At 61.4% G+C, this 19,349-nt stretch carries 16 protein-coding genes; 12 read left to right on the forward strand and 4 right to left on the reverse strand.

Annotation, left to right across the window (positions count from 1 at the left end; genetic code table 11):
• Positions 1-45: 45 nt before the first annotated feature.
• Positions 46-3,822: an efflux RND transporter permease subunit gene (locus tag ACR0NB_RS02640; protein WP_480774869.1), complete on the reverse strand. Its 3,777-nt coding sequence runs from the start codon at positions 3,820-3,822 to the stop codon at positions 46-48.
• Positions 3,819-5,045, reverse strand: coding sequence for an efflux RND transporter periplasmic adaptor subunit (locus tag ACR0NB_RS02645; RefSeq protein ID WP_480774870.1), 1,227 nt, complete (start codon positions 5,043-5,045; stop codon positions 3,819-3,821). Before ACR0NB_RS02645 ends, ACR0NB_RS02640 begins: the two co-directional genes overlap by 4 nt.
• 226 nt (positions 5,046-5,271) lie before the next feature.
• Here ACR0NB_RS02645 and ACR0NB_RS02650 point away from each other — a divergent pair, with 226 nt between their 5' ends.
• From ACR0NB_RS02650 to ACR0NB_RS02670, 5 genes are all read left to right on the forward strand, one after another.
• On the forward strand, positions 5,272-5,943 hold the full coding sequence (locus ACR0NB_RS02650; protein ID WP_480774871.1) for a hypothetical protein: 672 nt from the start codon (positions 5,272-5,274) through the stop codon (positions 5,941-5,943).
• Positions 5,944-5,989: 46 nt separating this feature from the next.
• The gene (locus tag ACR0NB_RS02655) at positions 5,990-7,312 is read left to right on the forward strand and encodes a PQQ-like beta-propeller repeat protein (protein ID WP_480774872.1); all 1,323 of its coding nucleotides are present in this window, start codon (positions 5,990-5,992) and stop codon (positions 7,310-7,312) included.
• A gap of 48 nt (positions 7,313-7,360) precedes the next feature.
• Entirely contained in the window at positions 7,361-8,815 is a 1,455-nt protein-coding gene (gene der / locus ACR0NB_RS02660; protein ID WP_170358691.1) for a ribosome biogenesis GTPase Der, read from the forward strand.
• 163 nt (positions 8,816-8,978) lie between these two features.
• A complete protein-coding gene (locus ACR0NB_RS02665) occupies positions 8,979-9,965 on the forward strand; it encodes a fatty acid desaturase (RefSeq protein WP_170366361.1) in 987 nt (328 codons plus the stop codon).
• Positions 9,966-10,055: 90 nt separating this feature from the next.
• Positions 10,056-10,586: a helix-hairpin-helix domain-containing protein gene (locus tag ACR0NB_RS02670; protein WP_480774873.1), complete on the forward strand. Its 531-nt coding sequence runs from the start codon at positions 10,056-10,058 to the stop codon at positions 10,584-10,586.
• A 57-nt stretch (positions 10,587-10,643) separates the two neighbouring features.
• On the opposite strand, the gene serS is transcribed toward ACR0NB_RS02670, so the two are convergent.
• Positions 10,644-11,936, reverse strand: coding sequence for a serine--tRNA ligase (gene serS / locus ACR0NB_RS02675; protein ID WP_480774874.1), 1,293 nt, complete (start codon positions 11,934-11,936; stop codon positions 10,644-10,646).
• A gap of 85 nt (positions 11,937-12,021) precedes the next feature.
• Positions 12,022-13,683, reverse strand: a complete 1,662-nt coding sequence (locus ACR0NB_RS02680; RefSeq protein ID WP_480774875.1) for a mechanosensitive ion channel family protein — start codon at positions 13,681-13,683, stop codon at positions 12,022-12,024.
• 203 nt (positions 13,684-13,886) lie between these two features.
• Here ACR0NB_RS02680 and yajC point away from each other — a divergent pair, with 203 nt between their 5' ends.
• The 7 genes from yajC (at position 13,887) to ccmB (ending at position 19,302) form a co-directional block, all read left to right on the forward strand.
• Positions 13,887-14,174 (forward strand): preprotein translocase subunit YajC, encoded by a 288-nt coding sequence (gene yajC / locus ACR0NB_RS02685; RefSeq protein ID WP_093962445.1) that lies wholly within the window; start codon positions 13,887-13,889, stop codon positions 14,172-14,174.
• 33 nt (positions 14,175-14,207) lie between these two features.
• Positions 14,208-15,869, forward strand: coding sequence for a protein translocase subunit SecD (gene secD / locus ACR0NB_RS02690; protein WP_170338516.1), 1,662 nt, complete (start codon positions 14,208-14,210; stop codon positions 15,867-15,869).
• Between the two features lies 1 nt (position 15,870).
• The gene (gene secF / locus ACR0NB_RS02695) at positions 15,871-16,839 is read left to right on the forward strand and encodes a protein translocase subunit SecF (protein ID WP_475144332.1); all 969 of its coding nucleotides are present in this window, start codon (positions 15,871-15,873) and stop codon (positions 16,837-16,839) included.
• Positions 16,832-17,578, forward strand: coding sequence for a TSUP family transporter (locus ACR0NB_RS02700; RefSeq protein WP_480774876.1), 747 nt, complete (start codon positions 16,832-16,834; stop codon positions 17,576-17,578). The genes secF and ACR0NB_RS02700 overlap by 8 nt, the downstream gene beginning before the upstream one ends.
• Before the next feature lie 8 nt (positions 17,579-17,586).
• Positions 17,587-17,940 carry an Mth938-like domain-containing protein gene (locus ACR0NB_RS02705; protein WP_170599460.1) on the forward strand — a complete coding sequence of 118 codons (354 nt, stop codon included), beginning with the start codon at positions 17,587-17,589 and terminating at the stop codon, positions 17,938-17,940.
• 94 nt (positions 17,941-18,034) lie between these two features.
• Positions 18,035-18,649: a heme ABC exporter ATP-binding protein CcmA gene (gene ccmA, locus ACR0NB_RS02710; RefSeq protein ID WP_480774877.1), complete on the forward strand. Its 615-nt coding sequence runs from the start codon at positions 18,035-18,037 to the stop codon at positions 18,647-18,649.
• Positions 18,646-19,302, forward strand: coding sequence for a heme exporter protein CcmB (gene ccmB, locus ACR0NB_RS02715; RefSeq protein ID WP_260063188.1), 657 nt, complete (start codon positions 18,646-18,648; stop codon positions 19,300-19,302). Before ccmA ends, ccmB begins: the two co-directional genes overlap by 4 nt.
• Positions 19,303-19,349 lie beyond the last annotated feature (47 nt).

Below are 19,349 nucleotides of genomic sequence, written 5' to 3' on the forward strand. Positions count from 1 at the left end.
TCCAAATGAAAACGGGCCGGCAGTACCGGCCCGTTTCCTGTGGTGTTACTCCGCCGCTTTCAGCGGATGCCCCGGTGTGTCGCCCGGGCTTTCCTCGGCATCAGCAGCCTCATCCTCGGTCCAGACGATTTCCGTCGCCTGCATGCGGCGGGCCGAGTCTCCGATCGCCATATCCTGCGCGATCTGGCTGGAACGGCCGGCGGTCAAGCGGGCCAACAGCTTGCCCAGCCATATGGCGTAGGTGGTCACCCACACCCGCAACGCCAGGAACGAGGGCGTCACGATCAGCGTCAGAACCGTGGCGATGCCCAAGCCGAACACCACCGCCGTCGCCAGCTGTTTCCACCACAGAGCGGTGGGGCTGTCGATGGAATAGCCGCCATTGATGAAGTCCAGCGACAGGCCGAACATCATCGGTGTCAGGCCGGCCATCGTGGTCAGGGTGGTCAGCAGAACCGGACGGATCCGCGCCTCGGCCGTGCGCACGATGGCGTCGATCCGGGGCATGTAGCGGCTGTATTCCTGATAGGTGTCGATCAGAACGATGTTGTTGTTCACCACGATCCCCGCCAGCGCCACGATGCCCGTCCCGGTCATGATGATTGAGAAGGGCTGTTGCATCACCATCATCCCGATCAGCACCCCGGTGGTGGACAGAACCACCGCCAGCAGCACCAGCACCGAGTTGTAGAACGAGTTGAACTGCGCCAGGAGGATCACGAACATCAGACCCAGCGCCGCCAGAAAGGCGCTGGAGAGGAAGGCCTGGCTTTCGACCTGGTCTTCCTGGTCTCCGGTCCATTCCCAGGTGATCGTGTTGGCAAAGGGCTGAGTCTCCAGCCACTCGGTCAATACCGCGATCCGCTCGTTCGGATTGATCAGCGTCAGGCGGGCGTCGCCGTCATCAATGGCGGCCTGCACCTCCTGCAAGCTGTCCTCACCGGTCAGCTGAACCAGAGTATAAGCCGTTCCATCGGCACCATTGATCGTCGCACCTTCGGGTTCCGAGCCTTCGGTCACTTCGCGCACCACGGCCAGCCGCTGTTCTCCATCCGGGGTGTCGATCACCACTTTGCTCAGACCGGACTCCACGTCGGCCTTGACGTCGTAATAGCGCTCTTGATCCACGCGGTTGATTTCGGCCAGCTTTGCCACCGGCTTGCGGGTGATGAAGTTCGACAAGGGCACCAGCCCGTCCGGAGTACGCACCTTGAGCGTATCCAACGTGGACAGGACCCGATCCTGATCGGGCAGGCGGACGCGGATCTCGATCTCTTCATCCACGCTTTCGGGGCGCATTTCGCCCAGCAGGATGCCACGGGTCACCAACTGCACCATCGCGCCCACGGTTGCCACGTCGGCCCCGAACCGTCCTGCCTTGGCCACGTCGACGTCGATCTGCCAGTCGATACCGGGCAAGGGCAGGGTGTCCTCGATCTTGATCAGGCCCGGGGTGTTTTCAAACACCTCGCGCGCGGTCAGCGTGGCGCGGGTCAGGTCATCCCAGTTGTCGCCCTTGATCCGCAGGTGCACGGGCTTGGCCGAGGCCGGACCTTGTTCCAGCGGCAGGATCTCGACAACGAAACCCGGCAGCTTGGCAAGCTCGGCGTTCAACTGCTCGATCACGAAGTCGCCGTCATACTCGGGCGCGACGGTGTGCTTATCGAACAATCCGCCTGCGACAGGTTCTGACACGTTCGGGCGATCCTCCCACGGGATGATCTCGAACTGCACGCGGCCCACCGTGTCCGCCGGAGCCTGCGCCCCGCCGTTGTTCTGGTTAAGGCCGCCTTCACCGGCGAACGAGAACACGTTGATCACCGCCGGATGCTGGCTGATCACCTGTTCGGCCTCAAAGACCAGCGCGTCTTTTTCGGCCAGCGACAGGTTGCCCCGCGCACGGACATAGGCGGTGGCCTGTTCCGGCTCGCTTTCGACGAAGAATTCGACACCGCGGTTGTTCTGACCATACATGGTCATCACCGTCATCACCGCAAAGCCTACCGCCACGATCGAGACGATCGGCATGATCGGATTGCCGACCAGGAACTTGATGACATAGCCGAAGGGCGTATGTTCCTTGGCTGTGTGGACACGTTCGTCCGGCTTGCGCTCGATTCGGGCTGCGCTCAGCGTGACCGATCCGGCGAAGGCGCCGAACAGGAACAGAACCGCGCCCAGCAAGAACCCACCGCCTGCGCCTTCCGGCAATAGATACGTGGGGTTCAGCAGCTGCATTGCGCCCAGGAAGATCATGTAGACCGACGGTGGAACCATGATGGCACGCACCCACCAGGGCGTCCGCGCGCGCAACCAATCCGAGCTGCGGTCGAACACGCGGCTCAACCGGCCCGAGACACCGCCCATCACCGGCAGGTAGATCAGCGCCACGATCAGCGAGGCCGACAGAACGAAGATCAGCGTGACCGGCAGCATACCCATAAACTCGCCCGGAATGCCCGGCCAGAACAGCATGGGAAGAAAAGCGCACAGCGTCGTGGCGGTTGACGAGACGATGGGCCAGAACATCCGCTGGGCTGCCTCGACATAGGCGTGCATCGGGCCGACGCCTTCCTTGATGCGTTTGTCGGCATACTCCACGACCACGATCGCGCCATCGACCAGCATCCCCACAGCCAGGATCAGGCCGAACATGACGATGTTCGAGATGCTGACGCCCATGATGGCCAGGAACGCGAAACACAACAGGAACGAGGTCGGAATCGCGAAGCCCACCAGCAGCGCCGCGCGGGTACCCAGCGAAGCCAGTACCACGATCATCACAAGCGCGATGGCTGTCAGAACCGAGCCTTCCAGCTGGCTGACCATCGAGCCGACGATGCGGCTCTGGTCATTCGACGTGCCGACATTCACGGCAGCCTGCAGCTCGGCCGGCCACTTGGTCTCGGCCTTGGCGACGGTCTCTTTCACCTGGGCCACGGTGTCGATCAGGTTGAAACCCTTGCGTTTGACGACCTGCAGCGCCACGGTCGGTTCGCCGTTGAACCGGGCGGTGCCTTCGCGGTCTTCGAAGGTGTAGTTGATCTCGGCCAGTTCGCCCAAGGTCACGACCCGGTCGCCATTGACCTTGATCGGCAGTCCATAGACATCCTGTGCGGTCTTGAAGGACGAAGGAATCTTGACCGAAAACGCACCCTGTTCGGTTTCGACCTCACCAGCGGCGATCAGCTGGTTGTTGTTCTGCACGACGTTGATCAGCTCGGCCGCGGTGACGTTGTACGCCTCAAGCCGCAGCGGATCGATGACCACTTCCAGCATTTCATCGCGGTTGCCGGCGATCCCGGCCTCAAGGACCGAATCCAGCGCCTCGAGCTCGTCCTGGAGATCCTTGGCGACCCGCGCCATCGTGCGTTCGGGCACGGCACCCGACAGGTTCACGATGACGATCGGGAATTCCGAGAAGTTGATCTCGGTCAGCGTGTATTGCTCGGCGCCTTCGGGGAAGTCTGCCTGCGCACTGTTCATCGCGTCGCGCACGTCAGCGGTAATGGCTGTCTTGTCCCAGCCAAAGTCGAACTCAAGCGCGATCCCGGCATAGCCCTCGGCGGCAGTGGCGGTCATCTCCTTCAGGCCGTCCAGATCCGCAAGCTCGGTTTCCATCGGCTTGATCAGCAGGTTTTCACTGTCTTCGGCCGAGATGCCCGGAAACTGAACCGACACGAACAGGGCCGGAATCTCGATGTCCGGCTCGCCTTCTTTGGGCAGGCTGACATAGGCAAACCCGCCGATGATCAGCGAGATGGCAATGAATGCCAGAACCATTCGGGCCCTGTCGGCGGCCCAGCTGACTATGCCCGTCATTGGGAAACGTCCTTGTAGGTGGGCGCTACGACCACACCCGCAGTCACGAACTCTTGTCCGACCACGATAATGTCTACGGTTTCCGCAAGACCGCCGACCCAAACACCGTCGGCCGTATCGCGCAACAGGCGGATGGGTACGAAATCGACGATATTACCGGCTCCGACCGTCCGAACGCCTAGCTGGCCTTCGTTGTTCAGCGTCAACGCCGATTGCGGCAGCAGGTGAGCCTTGGCGCCTTCGGCCGCGATGCGGATGCTTGCGGTCTGCCCGTCCCGGATCAGAAGCTCGGGGTTCGGGACGGTGACTTCCACCTCGAACGTGCGTGTGGTTTCGTCCGCCGAACGGCTGAGGAAGGTCACGCGGCCCTCGACCTGCAATCCGGTCACCAATTGTGCCTGCGCCGGAGCGCCGACGGTGACACGGTTCACTTCGGTTTCGGGAACAAAGCCAACCAGCTTGATCGGATCAAGCTGGATCACGGTCGCGCACAACGATCCGGGCTGCATCAGACTGCCCAATTCGGCGGCATCGCTTTCCAGAAGGCCCTGAAACGGGGCCTCGATGGTGATGCGGTCCAATTCCAGTTCGGCAGCCGCAACCGCCGCCTCCGCCGCCTCGATGCCGGCTTCGGTGGCCTTCAACTCGGCCTCGGCCGCCTTGATACCGGCCTTTGCGGTACTCATCTCGGCCTCTGCCGCGATCCGCCGGGTTTCGGAGCCGAAGCCAGTTTCCGACAGTTTGCGGGCTGCAATCAGGTTTATTTCGGCCTCGGCAACGCGCGCATGCGCTTCCTCCAGTCGTGCTTCGGCTTCGGGCACACGGCTTTCCGCCTCCAGCTTGGCGGCCTTGGCTTGGGCCAACTGTGCCGGGCGTGAGCCGGGATCCAATTCGCACAGCAGATCGCCGGCCTCGACGAAGGTGCCTTTGCGCTTGGGTTCCGAAATGACGGTTGACGTGGTTTCCGCCAGAACTTCGACCTGACGGATTGCTTTGGTTTCACCGCGCAGCAGAACGGCGCTGTCGATTTCGCGCGCAGTGGAGCGCAACGCGACAACCCCAACGGCCTGCACGGCGGAGGCGTCGCTTGCCTCAGCGCCAGCGTCAGACTGGCTCGCAGCATCTTCGCGACCGGCAAATACAAACAGGGCATCGCGCTCGAAAACCACGAAATACAATGCAACGATGACCAATACGGCGTTGACGAGGGATATCAATCGCATGCCGTCATTCTCCTTAAAATATTATGTCCGCACAAATGCCGGTGAGCACGCAATGACATGGGGGCGTGCGTGCGCGAAGTCCATACTGAACTGAATAGTTCGGTTTATTTTTTTTCGCAAGAGCGCCCTGACGCTGAGCAATTGTGCATTTCGGGTACTTGGCTTGCTGATGGCGCCGAGGTATGACATGGCGCCAGAAAGCTGAATGCAACGCCCGGGGGCAGGAATGAGCGACGTCGACAGTTTCATTGATGAGGTCACCGAAGAGGTGCGCCGCGACCGGCTCTACCTGCAGCTGCGTCGATGGGGCTGGGTCGGTGTTCTGGCCGTTGTTCTGATCGTGGGCGGTGCGGCTTTCAATGAATACCGCAAGGCGCGCGACGCCAGTCAGGCCCAGAAGCTGGGCGACGATATTCTGGCCGCGATGCAGCTGAACGACGCTTCCGCACGTGCGGAAGCGTTGGCGCAGGTCACGGCCAATTCGGCCGGCGAGCAGGCTGTTTTGGGCTTTCTCCTCTCGGGCGCATTGTCCGAGTCGGGATCGGCCGAACAGGCGGTTAAACAGCTGAACGCGATTGCGGTTCAGGGTGATCTGCCGGAAATCTACCGCTCGATCGCTGCATTCAAGGCCCTGTTGTTGCAGTCCGAAACCATGCCCGCCGCCGAGCGCCGGCAACAGTTCGAGGCGCTGGCCGCTCCGGGCGCGCCGCTGCGTCTGCTGGCAGAAGAGCAACTGGCCCTGATCGACCTCACCGATGGTGACACTCAGGCTGCGCTGGAACGTCTGCAGGCCATCCGTCAGGATGCAGAGGTCAGTGCCGACATCCAGCAGCGTGCAACCCAATTGATCGTCGCGCTGGGCGGAACGCCCGAACCGATCACCGCACAGCAGGGTTGATACGCGGCCCATTTCAGTGAACCAAGACAGGCGAGTTCGGAGTTTCATGGCAAAAAGACTATTTTTCCGATTTGGTTTGCCGGTCGCAGCCCTGGCGCTGACGGCGCTGAGCGCCTGCGAGGAACCCGAAGTGATCCTGCCTGGCGAGCGTGAAGACATTCGCCCGGCCCAGGATCTGGAAACCGTTCAGACAACCGGTGCCAAACCGATCAGCCTGCCGGCCGCAAAGCGCAATGCCGAATGGTCGCAGAGCCCGGGAACCGCGGCTTTCCGTACCACCAACGCGGCGCTCAGCCCCGCGCCGCAGCGCATCTGGTCAACCTCGATCGGGGCCGGCGACGGGCGCAAACAAAGGATCACTGCTGATCCGGTTGTCGCAGGTGGCCTGATCTACACCTTGGACGCGGCGGCAACCGTTTCCGCGGTTTCTCCTCAGGGGCAACTGGTCTGGAGCACAAACCTGGTCCCCGCCACGGATGGCGAAGAGCAGGCAACCGGGGGCGGCATCGCCTATGCAGACAACACGTTGTACGTTTCGTCCGGTTTCGGCCGTCTGACCGCTCTGGATGCGCGCACCGGCGGTATTCGCTGGCAAAAGAAACTAAACGCGACCGGTAGCGGAGCGCCGCTGGTATCTGGCGGCCTGCTTTACCTTGTGGCGGGGGATCAGACTGGCTGGGCGGTTGATGCAAAGGACGGGCGCATTGCCTGGCAGATCGAGGGCACGCCCAGCGTCGGCAATGTCCTGGGAGCTCCGGCGCCGGTATTGGCGAACGAGTTTGCAGTCTTTGCGTTTGGGTCCGGTGATGTGGCGGCCGCTTTCCGCAAAGGCGGTATCCGTCGCTGGAACGCGTCGGTCGCCGGCGGCCGCAGGGGGCGGGCCGCAGCGCAGATCGTGGATGTGACGGGCGGCCCGATCGTATCCGGAAATTCGATCTACATCGGCAACCACTCAGGACGCACGGTCGCCTTCGACGCCAGCTCGGGCGAACGGATCTGGACCGCTTTCGAAGGCGCGGTCGATACCGTCTGGCCGGTCGGCAACAGCGTATTCCTGATCAGCGACCGCAGCCAGTTGGTGCGGTTGGACGTGTCAGACGGGTCTGTGGTCTGGGCCATCGACCTGCCGGGCTTCGTCAAGGACAAGCCCAACCGTCGCGGACCGATCTTTGCGCATTACGGCCCCATCATGGCGGGTGGACGCATCGTCATCGGCTCGAACGACGGTTATCTGCGGTTCTATAACCCTGTCGACGGCACGCTAGTGCATCAGGTCGAGGTTCCGGGCGGGGCGACAACGGCACCGGTGGTTGCGAACCAGACCCTCTACGTGGTTTCGACCAAAGGGCAACTGCACGCTTTCCGTTGACGACGAGATGCGTTAAAGGGCGCGTCTGAGTCTTGAAAGTTGAGTATCATGTCTTTGACCCTCGCCATCGTGGGGCGCCCCAATGTGGGCAAATCCACCCTGTTCAATCGCCTTGTGGGCAAGCGCCTTGCGCTGGTGGACGACCAGCCCGGCGTTACCCGCGATCTGCGTGAGGGCGAAGGGCGGCTGGGTGACTTGCGCTTTACCGTGATCGACACGGCCGGGCTGGAGGATGCCACCGACGACAGCCTTCAGGGCCGGATGCGGCGCCTGACCGAGCGTGCCGTGGACATGGCCGATGTCTGCCTGTTCATGATCGACGCCCGTGTGGGCCTGACCCCGACCGACGAGATGTTTGCCGAGATTCTTCGCAAGCGGTCCAAGCATGTGATCCTGGCGGCCAACAAGGCCGAGGGGGCGGCGGCGGATGCCGGTGTGCTCGAGGCGTACAACCTGGGTCTGGGCGAGCCGATCCGCCTGTCGGGCGAGCATGGCGAAGGCATGACTGACCTTTATGCGGCGTTGATGCCTTTGGCTGACGCCATGGAAGAAAAGCAGCCAGAGGACGTTCCGCAAACGGATATCGATCTGGACGAGGATGGGGAAACCGAGGGCGAAACCCCTGCGATTACTGCGGAAAAGCCGTTGCAGGTGGCCGTTGTCGGGCGTCCGAATGCGGGCAAGTCCACACTGATCAACAAGATCCTGGGTGAAGATCGTCTTCTGACCGGTCCCGAGGCCGGCATTACCCGTGACGCCATCAGTCTGAAGTTGGACTGGGGTGGCACCCCCATGCGCATCTTTGACACCGCCGGTATGCGCAAGAAGGCCAAGGTACAGGAAAAGCTCGAGAAACTCTCGGTGTCGGACGGCCTGCGCGCCGTCAAGTTCGCCGAAGTCGTGGTTGTCCTGCTGGATGCGGCGATCCCGTTCGAGCAGCAGGACCTGCGCATTGCCGATCTGGCCGAGCGTGAGGGCCGTGCCGTAGTGATCGCGGTGAACAAGTGGGATGTCGAGGATAACAAGCAGGAGAAGTTGCGCGAGCTCAAAACCTCGTTCGAACGTCTGCTTCCCCAACTGCGCGGCGCACCTCTGGTGACCGTGTCGGCAAAGACGGGCAGGGGATTGGAGCGGCTGCGGGATGCGATCCTGCGCGCCCACGATGTCTGGAACCGTCGGGTTCCCACCGCGGCCCTGAACCGCTGGCTGACGGCCATGTTGGAGCAGCACCCACCGCCAGCCCCCCAGGGGCGCAGGATCAAGCTGCGCTATATGACCCAGGCAAAGACGCGCCCGCCGGGCTTTGTCGTCATGTGCTCGCACCCGGACAAGATGCCGGAAAGCTACTCGCGGTATCTGGTCAACGGTCTGCGCGAGGATTTCGACATGCCCGGAACACCGATCCGGCTGACGCTGCGCGGCCAGGGGGACAAGAACCCCTACAAGGGGCGGCGAAAGAAAAACGCGGGTGCGCTGGCCAAACATCTCAAGGGCAAGGCGTAACTGCGCCAATTTTCAGCATTTTCGGGCTTGGGGCGTGACAGCCCCCAAGCATCGCGCTAGCATTCGCATGCGTGCATTCATTTCGCGCGCGATTTGCGCGTACCTGTGACGTGCAAAATTTCGCAAGGACTATTGAACCGGACCATCGTGGGGAGCTGGCTGGATGGACCTGAGAGAATATACGAGACAGTACGCGGTGCAGGACAATCGGCTGGCCGCGCTCAGCTATTTCGGGACGTTCGTGATGTATTTCGCATCGCTGACGCTGGCGATCGTCTATGTGGATCAGTGGTTCATCATGATCCCGGCCGGGATCGTGTTCGCCTTTTCGGCAGTGCGTCTCTATGTTCTGCAGCATGATTGCGGTCATCATTCTCTGTTCGAAACCCGACGGCAGAATGAATGGGCTGGCCACGTGCTGTCGCCGTTCACCTTCGCTCCGTTCGAAGTGATGAAACAGAACCACAACCTGCATCACGCGGGCATTGGCAATCTCGAGCATCGGGAGACCGGGGAAATCAACACGATGACCTTGCGGGAATGGAATGAAGCGGATTGGAAAACCCGTCTGTTCTACAGGCTTTACCGCAATCCCTTCATCCTGGTGCCGGTCGGGGCCCTGTTCACGTACTTCATCCGCTATCGCTGGCCCAAAAACACGGTGCGGTTCGGCGTCCGTGGGGTCGTGCTGCACAACTTGTCCATCGTGGTTTTCCTCGGGCTGTTGTATTGGATTGCTGGCATGACAGGCATACTCGTCTGGCTGGCCTTCTCGTTTCTCGGCGGAATGCTGGGTGTGTTTCTGGTGTATCTTCAGCACAATTTCGAGGACACCTACTGGGATCGCCGCCCGGATCTGGACCCGCAACTGGCGGCGCTTCAGGGTTCGTCAGCGCTGGATTTCGGATGGTGGTTTGACAATGCGGTCGCCTGCATCACGCTGCATGACATCCACCATTTCAATGCGCGCATCCCGTCCTACCGGCTGCGCGCCTGTCACTACAACCTGCCACCCGAATACACACCCCGCCGGATCAAGTTTCCCGAGGCGGTGGCCGCGCTGAACCTGAAGCTGTGGGATGAAGATGCCAAGCGGCTGGTTCCCTTTCCGCGGCAGGGTGAAACCGGTGAGCTGGCCCGGGGCAGTTAAGGACGGTTTTCCAAAGGTTGTGCAGACCGAAGCCTTGTCTTGCGGCCTGTCGGACGTAGTTTTTAAGTTGGATCGTTTAGGAGTTTTGGAATGACAGCGGTGACCAAGGTTCGCGGCATCGGAGAAGCACTTGGCCGCGCTCTCAACGACAATGGCTTCAAGACGGCCGAGGACCTGGCCAAGGCCAAGCCGGCTGCGCTGGTCGCCATTCCCGGTATCGGAGCGCGCCGGGGGCCCGGATTGATCGCCGCCGCCAAACAGGCCACCTCCGGCGCTGCACTCGTGGCCAAGACCCGCCCACCGAAGGCCCCAACGCGCAAGACGGCGCAATCTCGGACCTCAGCTGCTGCGCGCAAGGCCGAGGCAGAAGCCAAGGTGGCAGCCGAGAAAGCCGAAGCAGAGGCCAAGGCCCGGAAGAAGGCCAAGGCCAAAGCCAAGGCCGAAAAGGCAGCAAAGAAAAAGAAAGAGATGGAAGCGGCGATCTCGAAGGCGAAGGAAAAGATAAAATCCAAGGCCAAGTCGAAAAAAGACAAGAAGTCCAAGAAGGCAAAAGAGAAGGCCGACGGTAAGTCCAAGAAAGACAAAAAGGACAAGAAGGCCAAGAAAAAGGCAAAGAATTAGTCACTTCCTTGCCTTGATCTGAAGCAATGCGGTCGCGGCTGGGGTGACCGCCAAAGGTTACGCCAGCGTGCCGTCAGCCTGCAGGGTCAGCTTGCCGCCAAGATACGGCGAAAGAACCTCGGGCAAGGTCACGGTGCCATCGACGTTCTGGCCGTTTTCCAGAACCGCGATCAAGCAGCGCCCCACCGCCAGGCCCGATCCGTTCAGCGTGTGCACGAATTCAGGTTTGCCCCCACCTTCAGGCCGGAAGCGCGCATTCATGCGACGGGCCTGGAAATCTCCGCAGGTCGAAACCGAGCTGATCTCGCGATAGGTGTTCTGGCCGGGCAGCCAGGCCTCGATGTCGAAGGTCCGGCGCGCGCCAAACCCCATGTCGCCGGTGCACAAGACGACGGTACGATAAGGAATGCCCAGCTTTTCCAGGATGCCTTCGGCACAGCGCAGCATGCGCTGCTGTTCGTCGTCCGATTTGTCGGGATGCGTGACCGAAACCATTTCGACCTTTTCGAACTGGTGCTGGCGCAGCATGCCGCGCGTGTCCTTGCCGGCCGAGCCCGCCTCGGAGCGGAAGCACAGCGAATGTGCCGTGTAGCGGCGCGGCAGATAGCTTTCCTCGATGACGCAATTGTTGACGATGTTGGTCAGCGACACCTCGGAGGTCGGGATCAGCCACCACCCCTCGCGGGTTTGGTAGCTGTCTTCGCCGAACTTCGGCAGCTGGCCGGTGCCCTGCATCATCTCGGAGAGCACCAGAACCGGGCCGTTCACTTCGGTCAGACCGTTCTCGTTGGTATGCGTATCCAGCATGAACTGCGCGAGCGCCCGGTGAATGCGCGCCACACCGCCCGACAGCAGCACGAAACGAGATCCTGCCAGTTTGGCCGCGGTTTCGAAATCCATGCCGTTCTGAACCGAGGCGATCTCGAAGTGTTCTTTCGGTTCAAAGTCATAGTCCCGCGGCGTGCCCCAGCGTTTGACTTCGACATTGTCATTCTCGTCTTTGCCGTCGGGTACGTCCTCGGCCGGCAGGTTCGGGATGCGAACCAACTGGTCAGTCAGAAGGGCGTCGATATCCTTGGCCTCGGTCTGCATACGGGCGATTTCGGCCTTTTTCTCGGCCACAAGTGCCCGAAGACGCTCGAACTCGGCTTCGTCGCCGCGCGCCTTGGCTGCGCCGACTTCCTTGCTGGCCTTGTTCTGTTCGGCCTGCGCCGTTTCGGCTGCCAGGATCTTGGCCCGACGGCTTTCATCCAGGCGCAGCAGGTCTGACGATACCGGAGTTTCCCCCCGGCGCGCGAGCGCGGCGTCGAAAGCTGCTGGGTTGTCGCGAATTGCGCGGATGTCGTGCATAGGTCAGATCCTTGGCAAATGAATCACTAGGGCCGCTTATGCACCATCTGACGGGCAGGGTGTAGCACCGGGTTGGAAAAACGGCCTAGTTGTCCGCGTCTTCAACCGTGTCATGTGCCAGTCGACCGTCCCATGGATGGGTCGGGATCTTCGGCTCGGGAGGGTCGGCAACGTAGGACGGCGTCATGATCTGAACACCGTTCTCGTTGAACACTTCAACGATGTTGCGGTGCAGGTCGGACTTGATCCGCGGGATCGAGTTGCCACGGGTCGTGTAGGCGTTGATCTGGTAATTGATCGCGTAATCGGCCAGCGCGGTCCACAGGACAAAGGGCTCGGGGCGGGCGCGAAGGCCATCGGTGCGACGGGCTGCCTCGATCAGCATGGCTTCGACCTTTTCGGGGGGCTCTTCATAGCCGATCCCGACCGTCGTGTGCAAAAGCAGGCCCTTTCCGTCGGTCTGCTTGGAAAAATTGACCACGTCCGAGTTCATCAATTGGGCGTTGGGGATCGAGATCAGCTCGTTCTTGATGGACTTCAGGTGGGTTTCCATGAGTTTGATCTGCACGACATCACCGATGTGGTCACCGATCTGGATGCGGTCACCGATCGAGGTCGACCGGCGATAGATTACGAACAGTCCAGCCAGCATGTTGCTGACAACCGAGTTCGCGCCAAGAGAGAGCATTGCACCAACCAGGATGGTCAGCCCCTGAAAGGCCGCCGAATCCGAGCCCGGAATGTAGGGAACCGCAAAGACAAGGGCGATCAGGATCACCACGACACGCGCGATATTGAACGTGGGATTGACCCAGTGTTTCTCGAAATCGCCCATGTCGAAAGTGCCGGCCTCGACCGCGTCGAAGAACACCCGCATGCCTTTGATGATGTACATCGTCACCCAGGCGATCAACGCCAGCATGATCATGTTCGGGATGTAGCTGAGGATACCCCGGAAGATCAGCAGAACCGGTTCGGTCAGGTAGGTCAGTAGCAGCTGCGCAAAGTACCGCGACTCGGCAAATGCCAGCAGAACGAACGACAGATAGTAATAGAAACCCAGAAAGAAGATGATCAGCAGGCCAAAATTCAGCCCGTATCGGATCAGTGCGGCAATCGCCTCGGCCTGTACACTTTTCGCGGTGGCTTCCTCCACGTCCCTAAGGTATCGCCGGACAAAGATCAGCGTGCGTCGCCGAATGCGCCTGTGCAGCCACAGGATCACCAGGACGAAGACGATGAACCCCAACGTCCACGCCGCCGCTTCGATCGCACCGGACACACGCGCCTCGTCCGTGCGGTTTGCCCGGTAAGCCATGATCGCGTCACGGATGGCGTCGCCATGCAAGACCGTCAGGACGCTCAGTTCCATCTGCTCCAGCTCGGCATCGGCCTCGGTGACGATGGTGACCATCTGCCCGTCCGCCAGAATGCGGGTGCCTATCTCGGTGTCCTGATAGGTGATGTCGACATCCGTGGCATCCGAGGATTCGGCGACCTTGATGATCGCATCCTGAATGTTCTCGGCCCTTTCCGGCGCGGGCAGGGCGCTGGAGCCTCGAATGTGGAACAAGGTGTCGCCGTCAACGATGACCGGAGCCATGAAAGTCTCGGCGGCGGCGCTGTCGGCTTCGGGTACGTCCTGCGGGGCATCCTGCGCCAAGACAGGCACCGAAAAGGCCCAAGCCGCGAACAGCATGGACAGCAAAACACCCAATGGAAATGGGGACTTGACGAAACTCCGCATGGGTCCTCCCTGACTTTGACTATACCCAAAGCCCCGCACCATCCTAGTGGATATCTGCGGTGTAATTCATCATCTTCGGGGATCGTGACACTGTTGCACGGCATGCCAAGTCGGCCATCGCTTGCAAAGGTTGATTTCAAGGCATAGTTTCCCGGCAAATTCGCGGTGCTCACTCCGCGACCTCAAGAAAAAAGGAATGTCCCATGGAAGGTGGCGCAATCGCCCAGTTTCTCCCGCTCATCCTGATCTTCGCGATCATGTACTTCCTGCTGATCCGTCCGCAGCAGAAGAAGATGAAGGAACATCAGGCCATGGTCGAGGCAGTGCGCCGCGGCGATCAGGTCGTCACTCAGGGTGGCCTCATCGGCAAAGTGTCGAAGGTCAAGGAAGGCGAAAACGAGATCGAGGTCGAGATCGCGGACGGCGTCCGGGTTCGTGTGGTCAAGTCGACCATCGCTCAGGTGCTGAACAAGACCGAACCGGCGAAGTAACTTCGCGTCGCAACTTCCTGAAAAGGCAGGGTAATGCTGCAAATTGATACCTGGAAACGGGTCCTGATCTGGCTGGTCTGCGTGGTTGGCCTGCTGATGGCCCTGCCGAACGCGTTTTACACGCGGGTCGAACAATCGAACGACGCCAAGGCCGCCATCGAACTGGGCATCGACACGCCCGAGATGCAGGCGCAAGCGGGGCAATGGCCCGATTGGCTGCCGTCGTCATTGGTCAACCTGGGGCTTGATCTGCGCGGTGGGGCGCATCTGTTGGCCGAAGTTCAGGTTGGCGATGTCTACGAGACACGGATGGAGGCCATGTGGCCCGAAGTTCGTGACGCCCTGCGGGACGAACGGGCGACGGTCGGAACCATCCGCCGCCAACCCTCGGCCCCGGATGAGATTCGTGTTCGCATCAGCCAGCCGGACGGGATGCCAAGCGCTCTGGAAGCGGTGCGCGGGCTGGCCCGTCAGGTGCAGACGCTGACCGGGGTCGGCGCCACGGATATCGAAGTCAGCGCAGACGGTGACACCCTGATCGTAAAACTATCCGAGGCGGAGAAACTGGCCTCGGATGATCGCACGGTGCGTCAGGCTCTGGAAATCGTGCGCCGCCGGATCGACGAGGTCGGCACTCGTGAGCCGACCATCCAGCGTCAGGGCACCGACCGGATCCTGATTCAGGTGCCCGGGATTGGCAGTGCCAGCGAGTTGAAGGACATTATCGGTACCACAGCGCAACTGACCTTCAATCCGGTCGTGGCCCGCGGCACCGATCCGGACGTCGTGCCTGGCGTCGGTGAAGAGGTCGTGCCGTCGATCGACGAAAACGGCGTGTACTACACCATCGAATCCGCACCCGTCGTGACGGGCGAGGAATTGGTCGACGCACAGCCTTCATTCGATCAGAACGGACGCCCGGCGGTCAGCTTCCGGTTCAACACATCCGGCGCCCGCAAATTCGGCGATTACACCCGTGACAATATCGGTGCTCCGTTTGCGATCGTACTGGATGACGAGGTGATCTCGGCCCCGGTGATCCAAAGCCATATCCCCGGCGGTTCCGGCATCATCACCGGCAACTTCACCGTCGAAGAAAGCACGAACCTTGCTGTTCTGCTGCGTGCAGGCGCGCTGCCGGCGGGTCTTGAGTTCCTCGAAGAACGTACGATCGGCCCGGAATTGGGCCAGGACAGCATCGACGCGGGTAAGGTCGCCACCACGGTCGCTTTTGCAGCAGTGTTGATCTTCATGGCGCTCAGCTATGGTCTCTTTGGCATCTTCGCCAACATCGCTTTGCTGATTAACGTCGGGCTGATCTTTGGGCTGTTGTCACTGATTGGCGCGACATTGACGTTGCCGGGCATTGCCGGGATCGTGTTGACGGTCGGTATGGCGGTGGATGCCAATGTGCTGATCTTCGAACGTATCCGAGAAGAGCTGAAATCGGCCAAAGGCCCCGCGCGGGCAATCGACCTGGGCTATGAAAAGGCCCTGTCGGCCATTCTGGATGCCAACATCACGACTTTCATCACCGCCGTTATCCTGTTCGCTATCGGCAGCGGCCCGGTTCGCGGCTTTGCCATCACGCTTGGCCTGGGCATTCTGACGTCGGTCTTCACCGCGATCTTCGTGACGCGACTGATGATCATCATGTGGTTCGAACGGCGCCGCCCGAAAACGATCGAGGTTTGACATGAGACTGAAACTCGTACCCGAAAACACCTCGTTCGATTTCTTCAGCCGCTGGAAGGTCTGGCTGGGCATTTCGGGCCTGATGATGGTCGTCGCATTCGCTTCGTTCATGCTGCAGGGTTTGAACTTCGGGATCGACTTCCGGGGCGGTACCACGATCCGGACCCAGAGCACGCAGGAGCTGGACGTCGGTGTTTACCGCGACGCCATTGCGCCGCTGGGCCTCGGAGATGTCACCATCACCGAAATCTTCGACCCGACATTCGGGCCTGATGAGAACGTGGCCATGATCCGCATTCAAGCGCAGGACGGTGCCGAGTCGGTTACGGCCGACACCATCGCGGCAGTCGAAGGCGCCTTGCAGGCGGTAATCCCAGATATCCAGTTCGTTTCGGTGGAATCCGTCGGCCCGAAAGTCTCGGGCGAGCTGATCCAAACCGCCGTGATTGCCGTGGTTTTGGCGATCGGAGCGGTGCTGGTCTACATCTGGCTTCGGTTCGAATGGCAGTTCGCGCTGGGGGCGGTCGCCGCGCTGGTGCACGACGTGTTGCTGACGATCGGTATTTTTTCCGAGCTGCAGATCCGGTTCGACCTCGCGATTATCGCCGCGCTTCTGACAATCGTCGGTTACTCGCTGAACGATACCGTGGTCGTATTCGACCGGGTGCGTGAGAACCTGCGTAAATACAAGAAGAAGGACCTGAAAGAGGTTCTGAACCTCTCGATCAATGAAACGCTCAGCCGAACCGTCATGACCTCGGTCACCACGTTGCTGGCGCTTGTCTCGCTGTATGTGCTCGGCGGTGACGTGATCCGCGGGTTCGTCTTCGCGATGATCTGGGGCGTGATCGTGGGGACCTATTCGTCGGTCTTCGTGGCCTCGACCATCCTGCTGTGGCTGGGGGTCAAACGCGATTGGTCCAAGCCGTCGAACACGGCCGGCAACCAGTTTGCCAACATTGATGCCTGATGTGTTCGGCCAATCCCCAACGGGATTGGCCGTCATCATTTTTGCAGCCCTCGCGGGTGGAATCGTTCGAGGGTTTTCCGGGTTCGGCACCGCGCTGATCTTTCTGCCGCTGTCGACGCCTTATCTTGGTCCGTTCGGGGCTTTGATCGCGTTGACCTGCATGGATGTCTTCGGGCCACTTCCCAATCTGCGCCGCGCCTGGGTTGATGTCGACAAACGCGATCTCGTACGACTTGTCGTCGGGTGTGCAATTTTGCTGCCGGTCGGACTGTCGATATTGACCCGAGTCCAGCCTGAGGTTTTCCGCTACGCCGTAAGCCTCGTGACCCTGTTCATGCTGGTCGTGCTGATTTCGGGGCTGCGGTACAACGGCGCAGTCCGGCGCAACATGGTAACTGCCATCGGCGCTGCGGCCGGCTTTTTGGGGGGCGTTGCAGGCATCCCGGGTCCGGCGGTAATCCTGTTCTACATGTCTCGCCCGTTGCCTGTGGCAGTTGTTCGGGCCACCATCCTGCTGTTCCTTCTGGCGTTTGATTTTCTGATCTTTGGGTATCTCACTGTGTTCGGGCAATTGACCTGGTCAACGGTTGGGCTGGGGCTGGCGCTTGCCGTTCCGAATCTGGCAGGAAATTGGCTGGGCGGCTGGATGTTTCAGCCTGCCAGGGAGCGGGTCTACCGCGTGATCGCGTATGCAGTCATCGCTGCTGCGGCCTTGTCGGGCTTGCCGCTTTGGGGATAGAAGATCACATGCGCCTGAACGAGATCACATATACCAACGCAGTTCCGATTGATGGCTATGGGCCGGGATTTTTCCGGATAGGCGGCGAGGTTCACGAAGGCAGTGTTCTGACAGGGCCCGGAGGCACGGGACCGTGGGGCGGTTTTGCGGACAGCGAGAGCCTTCTAGGGCTGGCCAATCAGGTTGACGTTCTGTTCATCGGCACCGGCGCTGATCTGTCTCACATACCCTCTGATTTGCGGTCGACCCTCGAAGACGCCGGCATCGGGGTCGAGATCATGAACTCGCCCGCCGCCTGCCGCACCTACAACGTGCTGTTGTCCGAAGGCCGCCGCATCGCTCTGGCCCTGTTGCCGGTCTGACCGCTTCATCTGGCCCCTCACATCTCGCCCCGCCAACAGGCCCTGCGGCAAATCCGTCCTTTTTCCCCCGCAACCAATCGGATAAGCGGGTCTCATGACACTGACCGTGACCGACCTTGCCATCGCCCGAGGGGGTGTGCCCGTGCTCGAAGGCCTCAGTTTCGCGCTGCCCCCGGGCAAGGCGCTGATCCTGCGCGGCCCGAACGGGATCGGCAAGACCACCCTTCTGCGCACGCTGGCCGGTCTGCAACCGCCGCTCTCGGGCCGGATCGAAGGGGCCGAGGACCGGATCGCCTATGCCGCCCATTCCGACGGGCTGAAACCCACCCTGACCGTGACCGAGAACCTGACCTTTTGGGCCTCGGTCTTTGGCACGCGTGACATACAGCCGGCGCTGGAGGCCTTCGCCCTGAACGAACTGGCCGATCGTCACGCAGGCAACCTGTCGGCGGGCCAGAAACGCCGCCTGGGTCTGGCCCGAATGCTGGTGACCGGCCGACCGATCTGGATGCTGGACGAACCCACCGTGTCACTGGACAAGACCGCCGTGGCAATGTTCGCCGATGCAGTGCGGGCGCATCTGGGGCACGGCGGCTCGGCCCTGATTGCCACCCATATCGACCTGGGTCTCGATGGTGAGGTCCTGGATGTCGGCCCCAACAAGGCGCGCCCGAAGGCGCTGGATGACTTCGACGGAGGCTTCCTGTGATCGCCCTGCTGTTGCGTGACCTGAAACTGTCCTTCCGCGCGGGCGGAGGGTTCGGCCTCGGGCTGGCCTTCTTCCTGATCGTCACCGTTCTGGTGCCGTTTTCGGTGGGTCCGCAATCCTCGCTGTTGGCGACCATCGCGCCGGGGGTGCTGTGGCTGGGCGCATTGCTGGCCTGCCTGCTGTCGCTGGATCGCCTGCTGGCACTGGATTGGGAGGATGGGTCGCTCGATCTGCTGGCCACCGCGCCGCTGCCGCTGGAATCGGTGGTCACGATCAAGGCGCTGGCGCATTGGATCACCACCGGCCTGCCGCTGGTGCTGGCCGCGCCGGTGCTGGGTGTGCTGCTGAACCTGCCCGGCCCCGGTTTTGGCTGGCTGGTCGTCTCGCTGCTGATCGGCACGCCCGCGCTCAGCGTGATCGGCACCTTTGGCGCAGCCCTGACCGTGGGGCTCAAGCGCGGCGGCCTGCTGCTGTCGCTGCTGGTGCTGCCGCTATATATGCCCACGCTGATCTTCGGGGCCGAGGTCGCGCGCCGTGGTGCCACCGGGATGGAGGTCCAGACCCCGCTGCTGATGCTGGCCGGGATCACCGCCGCCACGGTCGCCCTTCTGCCTTTTGCCAGCGCGGCGGTGCTGCGCATCAACCTCAGATGATTGGGGCACGTTGACCGATGTCAATTGAGAACGCCCCCGACTCGGAC

It is taken from the genome of Ruegeria sp. CG3, from assembly GCF_056537205.1.

Bases quoted from the DNA above. Each gene is read 5' to 3' on its own strand.
- ACR0NB_RS02655 (WP_480774872.1), top strand. From the start codon at position 5,990: ATGGCAAAAAGACTATTTTTCCGATTTGGTTTGCCGGTCGCAGCCCTG.
- der (WP_170358691.1), top strand. From the start codon at position 7,361: ATGTCTTTGACCCTCGCCATCGTGGGGCGCCCCAATGTGGGCAAATCC.
- ACR0NB_RS02705 (WP_170599460.1), top strand. From the start codon at position 17,587: ATGCGCCTGAACGAGATCACATATACCAACGCAGTTCCGATTGATGGC.
- ccmA (WP_480774877.1), top strand. From the start codon at position 18,035: ATGACACTGACCGTGACCGACCTTGCCATCGCCCGAGGGGGTGTGCCC.
- yajC (WP_093962445.1), top strand. From the start codon at position 13,887: ATGGAAGGTGGCGCAATCGCCCAGTTTCTCCCGCTCATCCTGATCTTC.
- ACR0NB_RS02670 (WP_480774873.1), top strand. From the start codon at position 10,056: ATGACAGCGGTGACCAAGGTTCGCGGCATCGGAGAAGCACTTGGCCGC.
- ACR0NB_RS02650 (WP_480774871.1), top strand. From the start codon at position 5,272: ATGAGCGACGTCGACAGTTTCATTGATGAGGTCACCGAAGAGGTGCGC.
- ACR0NB_RS02680 (WP_480774875.1), bottom strand. From the start codon at position 13,683: ATGCGGAGTTTCGTCAAGTCCCCATTTCCATTGGGTGTTTTGCTGTCC.
- ACR0NB_RS02640 (WP_480774869.1), bottom strand. From the start codon at position 3,822: ATGACGGGCATAGTCAGCTGGGCCGCCGACAGGGCCCGAATGGTTCTG.
- ACR0NB_RS02645 (WP_480774870.1), bottom strand. From the start codon at position 5,045: ATGCGATTGATATCCCTCGTCAACGCCGTATTGGTCATCGTTGCATTG.
- secF (WP_475144332.1), top strand. From the start codon at position 15,871: ATGAGACTGAAACTCGTACCCGAAAACACCTCGTTCGATTTCTTCAGC.
- ACR0NB_RS02665 (WP_170366361.1), top strand. From the start codon at position 8,979: ATGGACCTGAGAGAATATACGAGACAGTACGCGGTGCAGGACAATCGG.
- ACR0NB_RS02700 (WP_480774876.1), top strand. From the start codon at position 16,832: ATGCCTGATGTGTTCGGCCAATCCCCAACGGGATTGGCCGTCATCATT.
- secD (WP_170338516.1), top strand. From the start codon at position 14,208: ATGCTGCAAATTGATACCTGGAAACGGGTCCTGATCTGGCTGGTCTGC.
- serS (WP_480774874.1), bottom strand. From the start codon at position 11,936: ATGCACGACATCCGCGCAATTCGCGACAACCCAGCAGCTTTCGACGCC.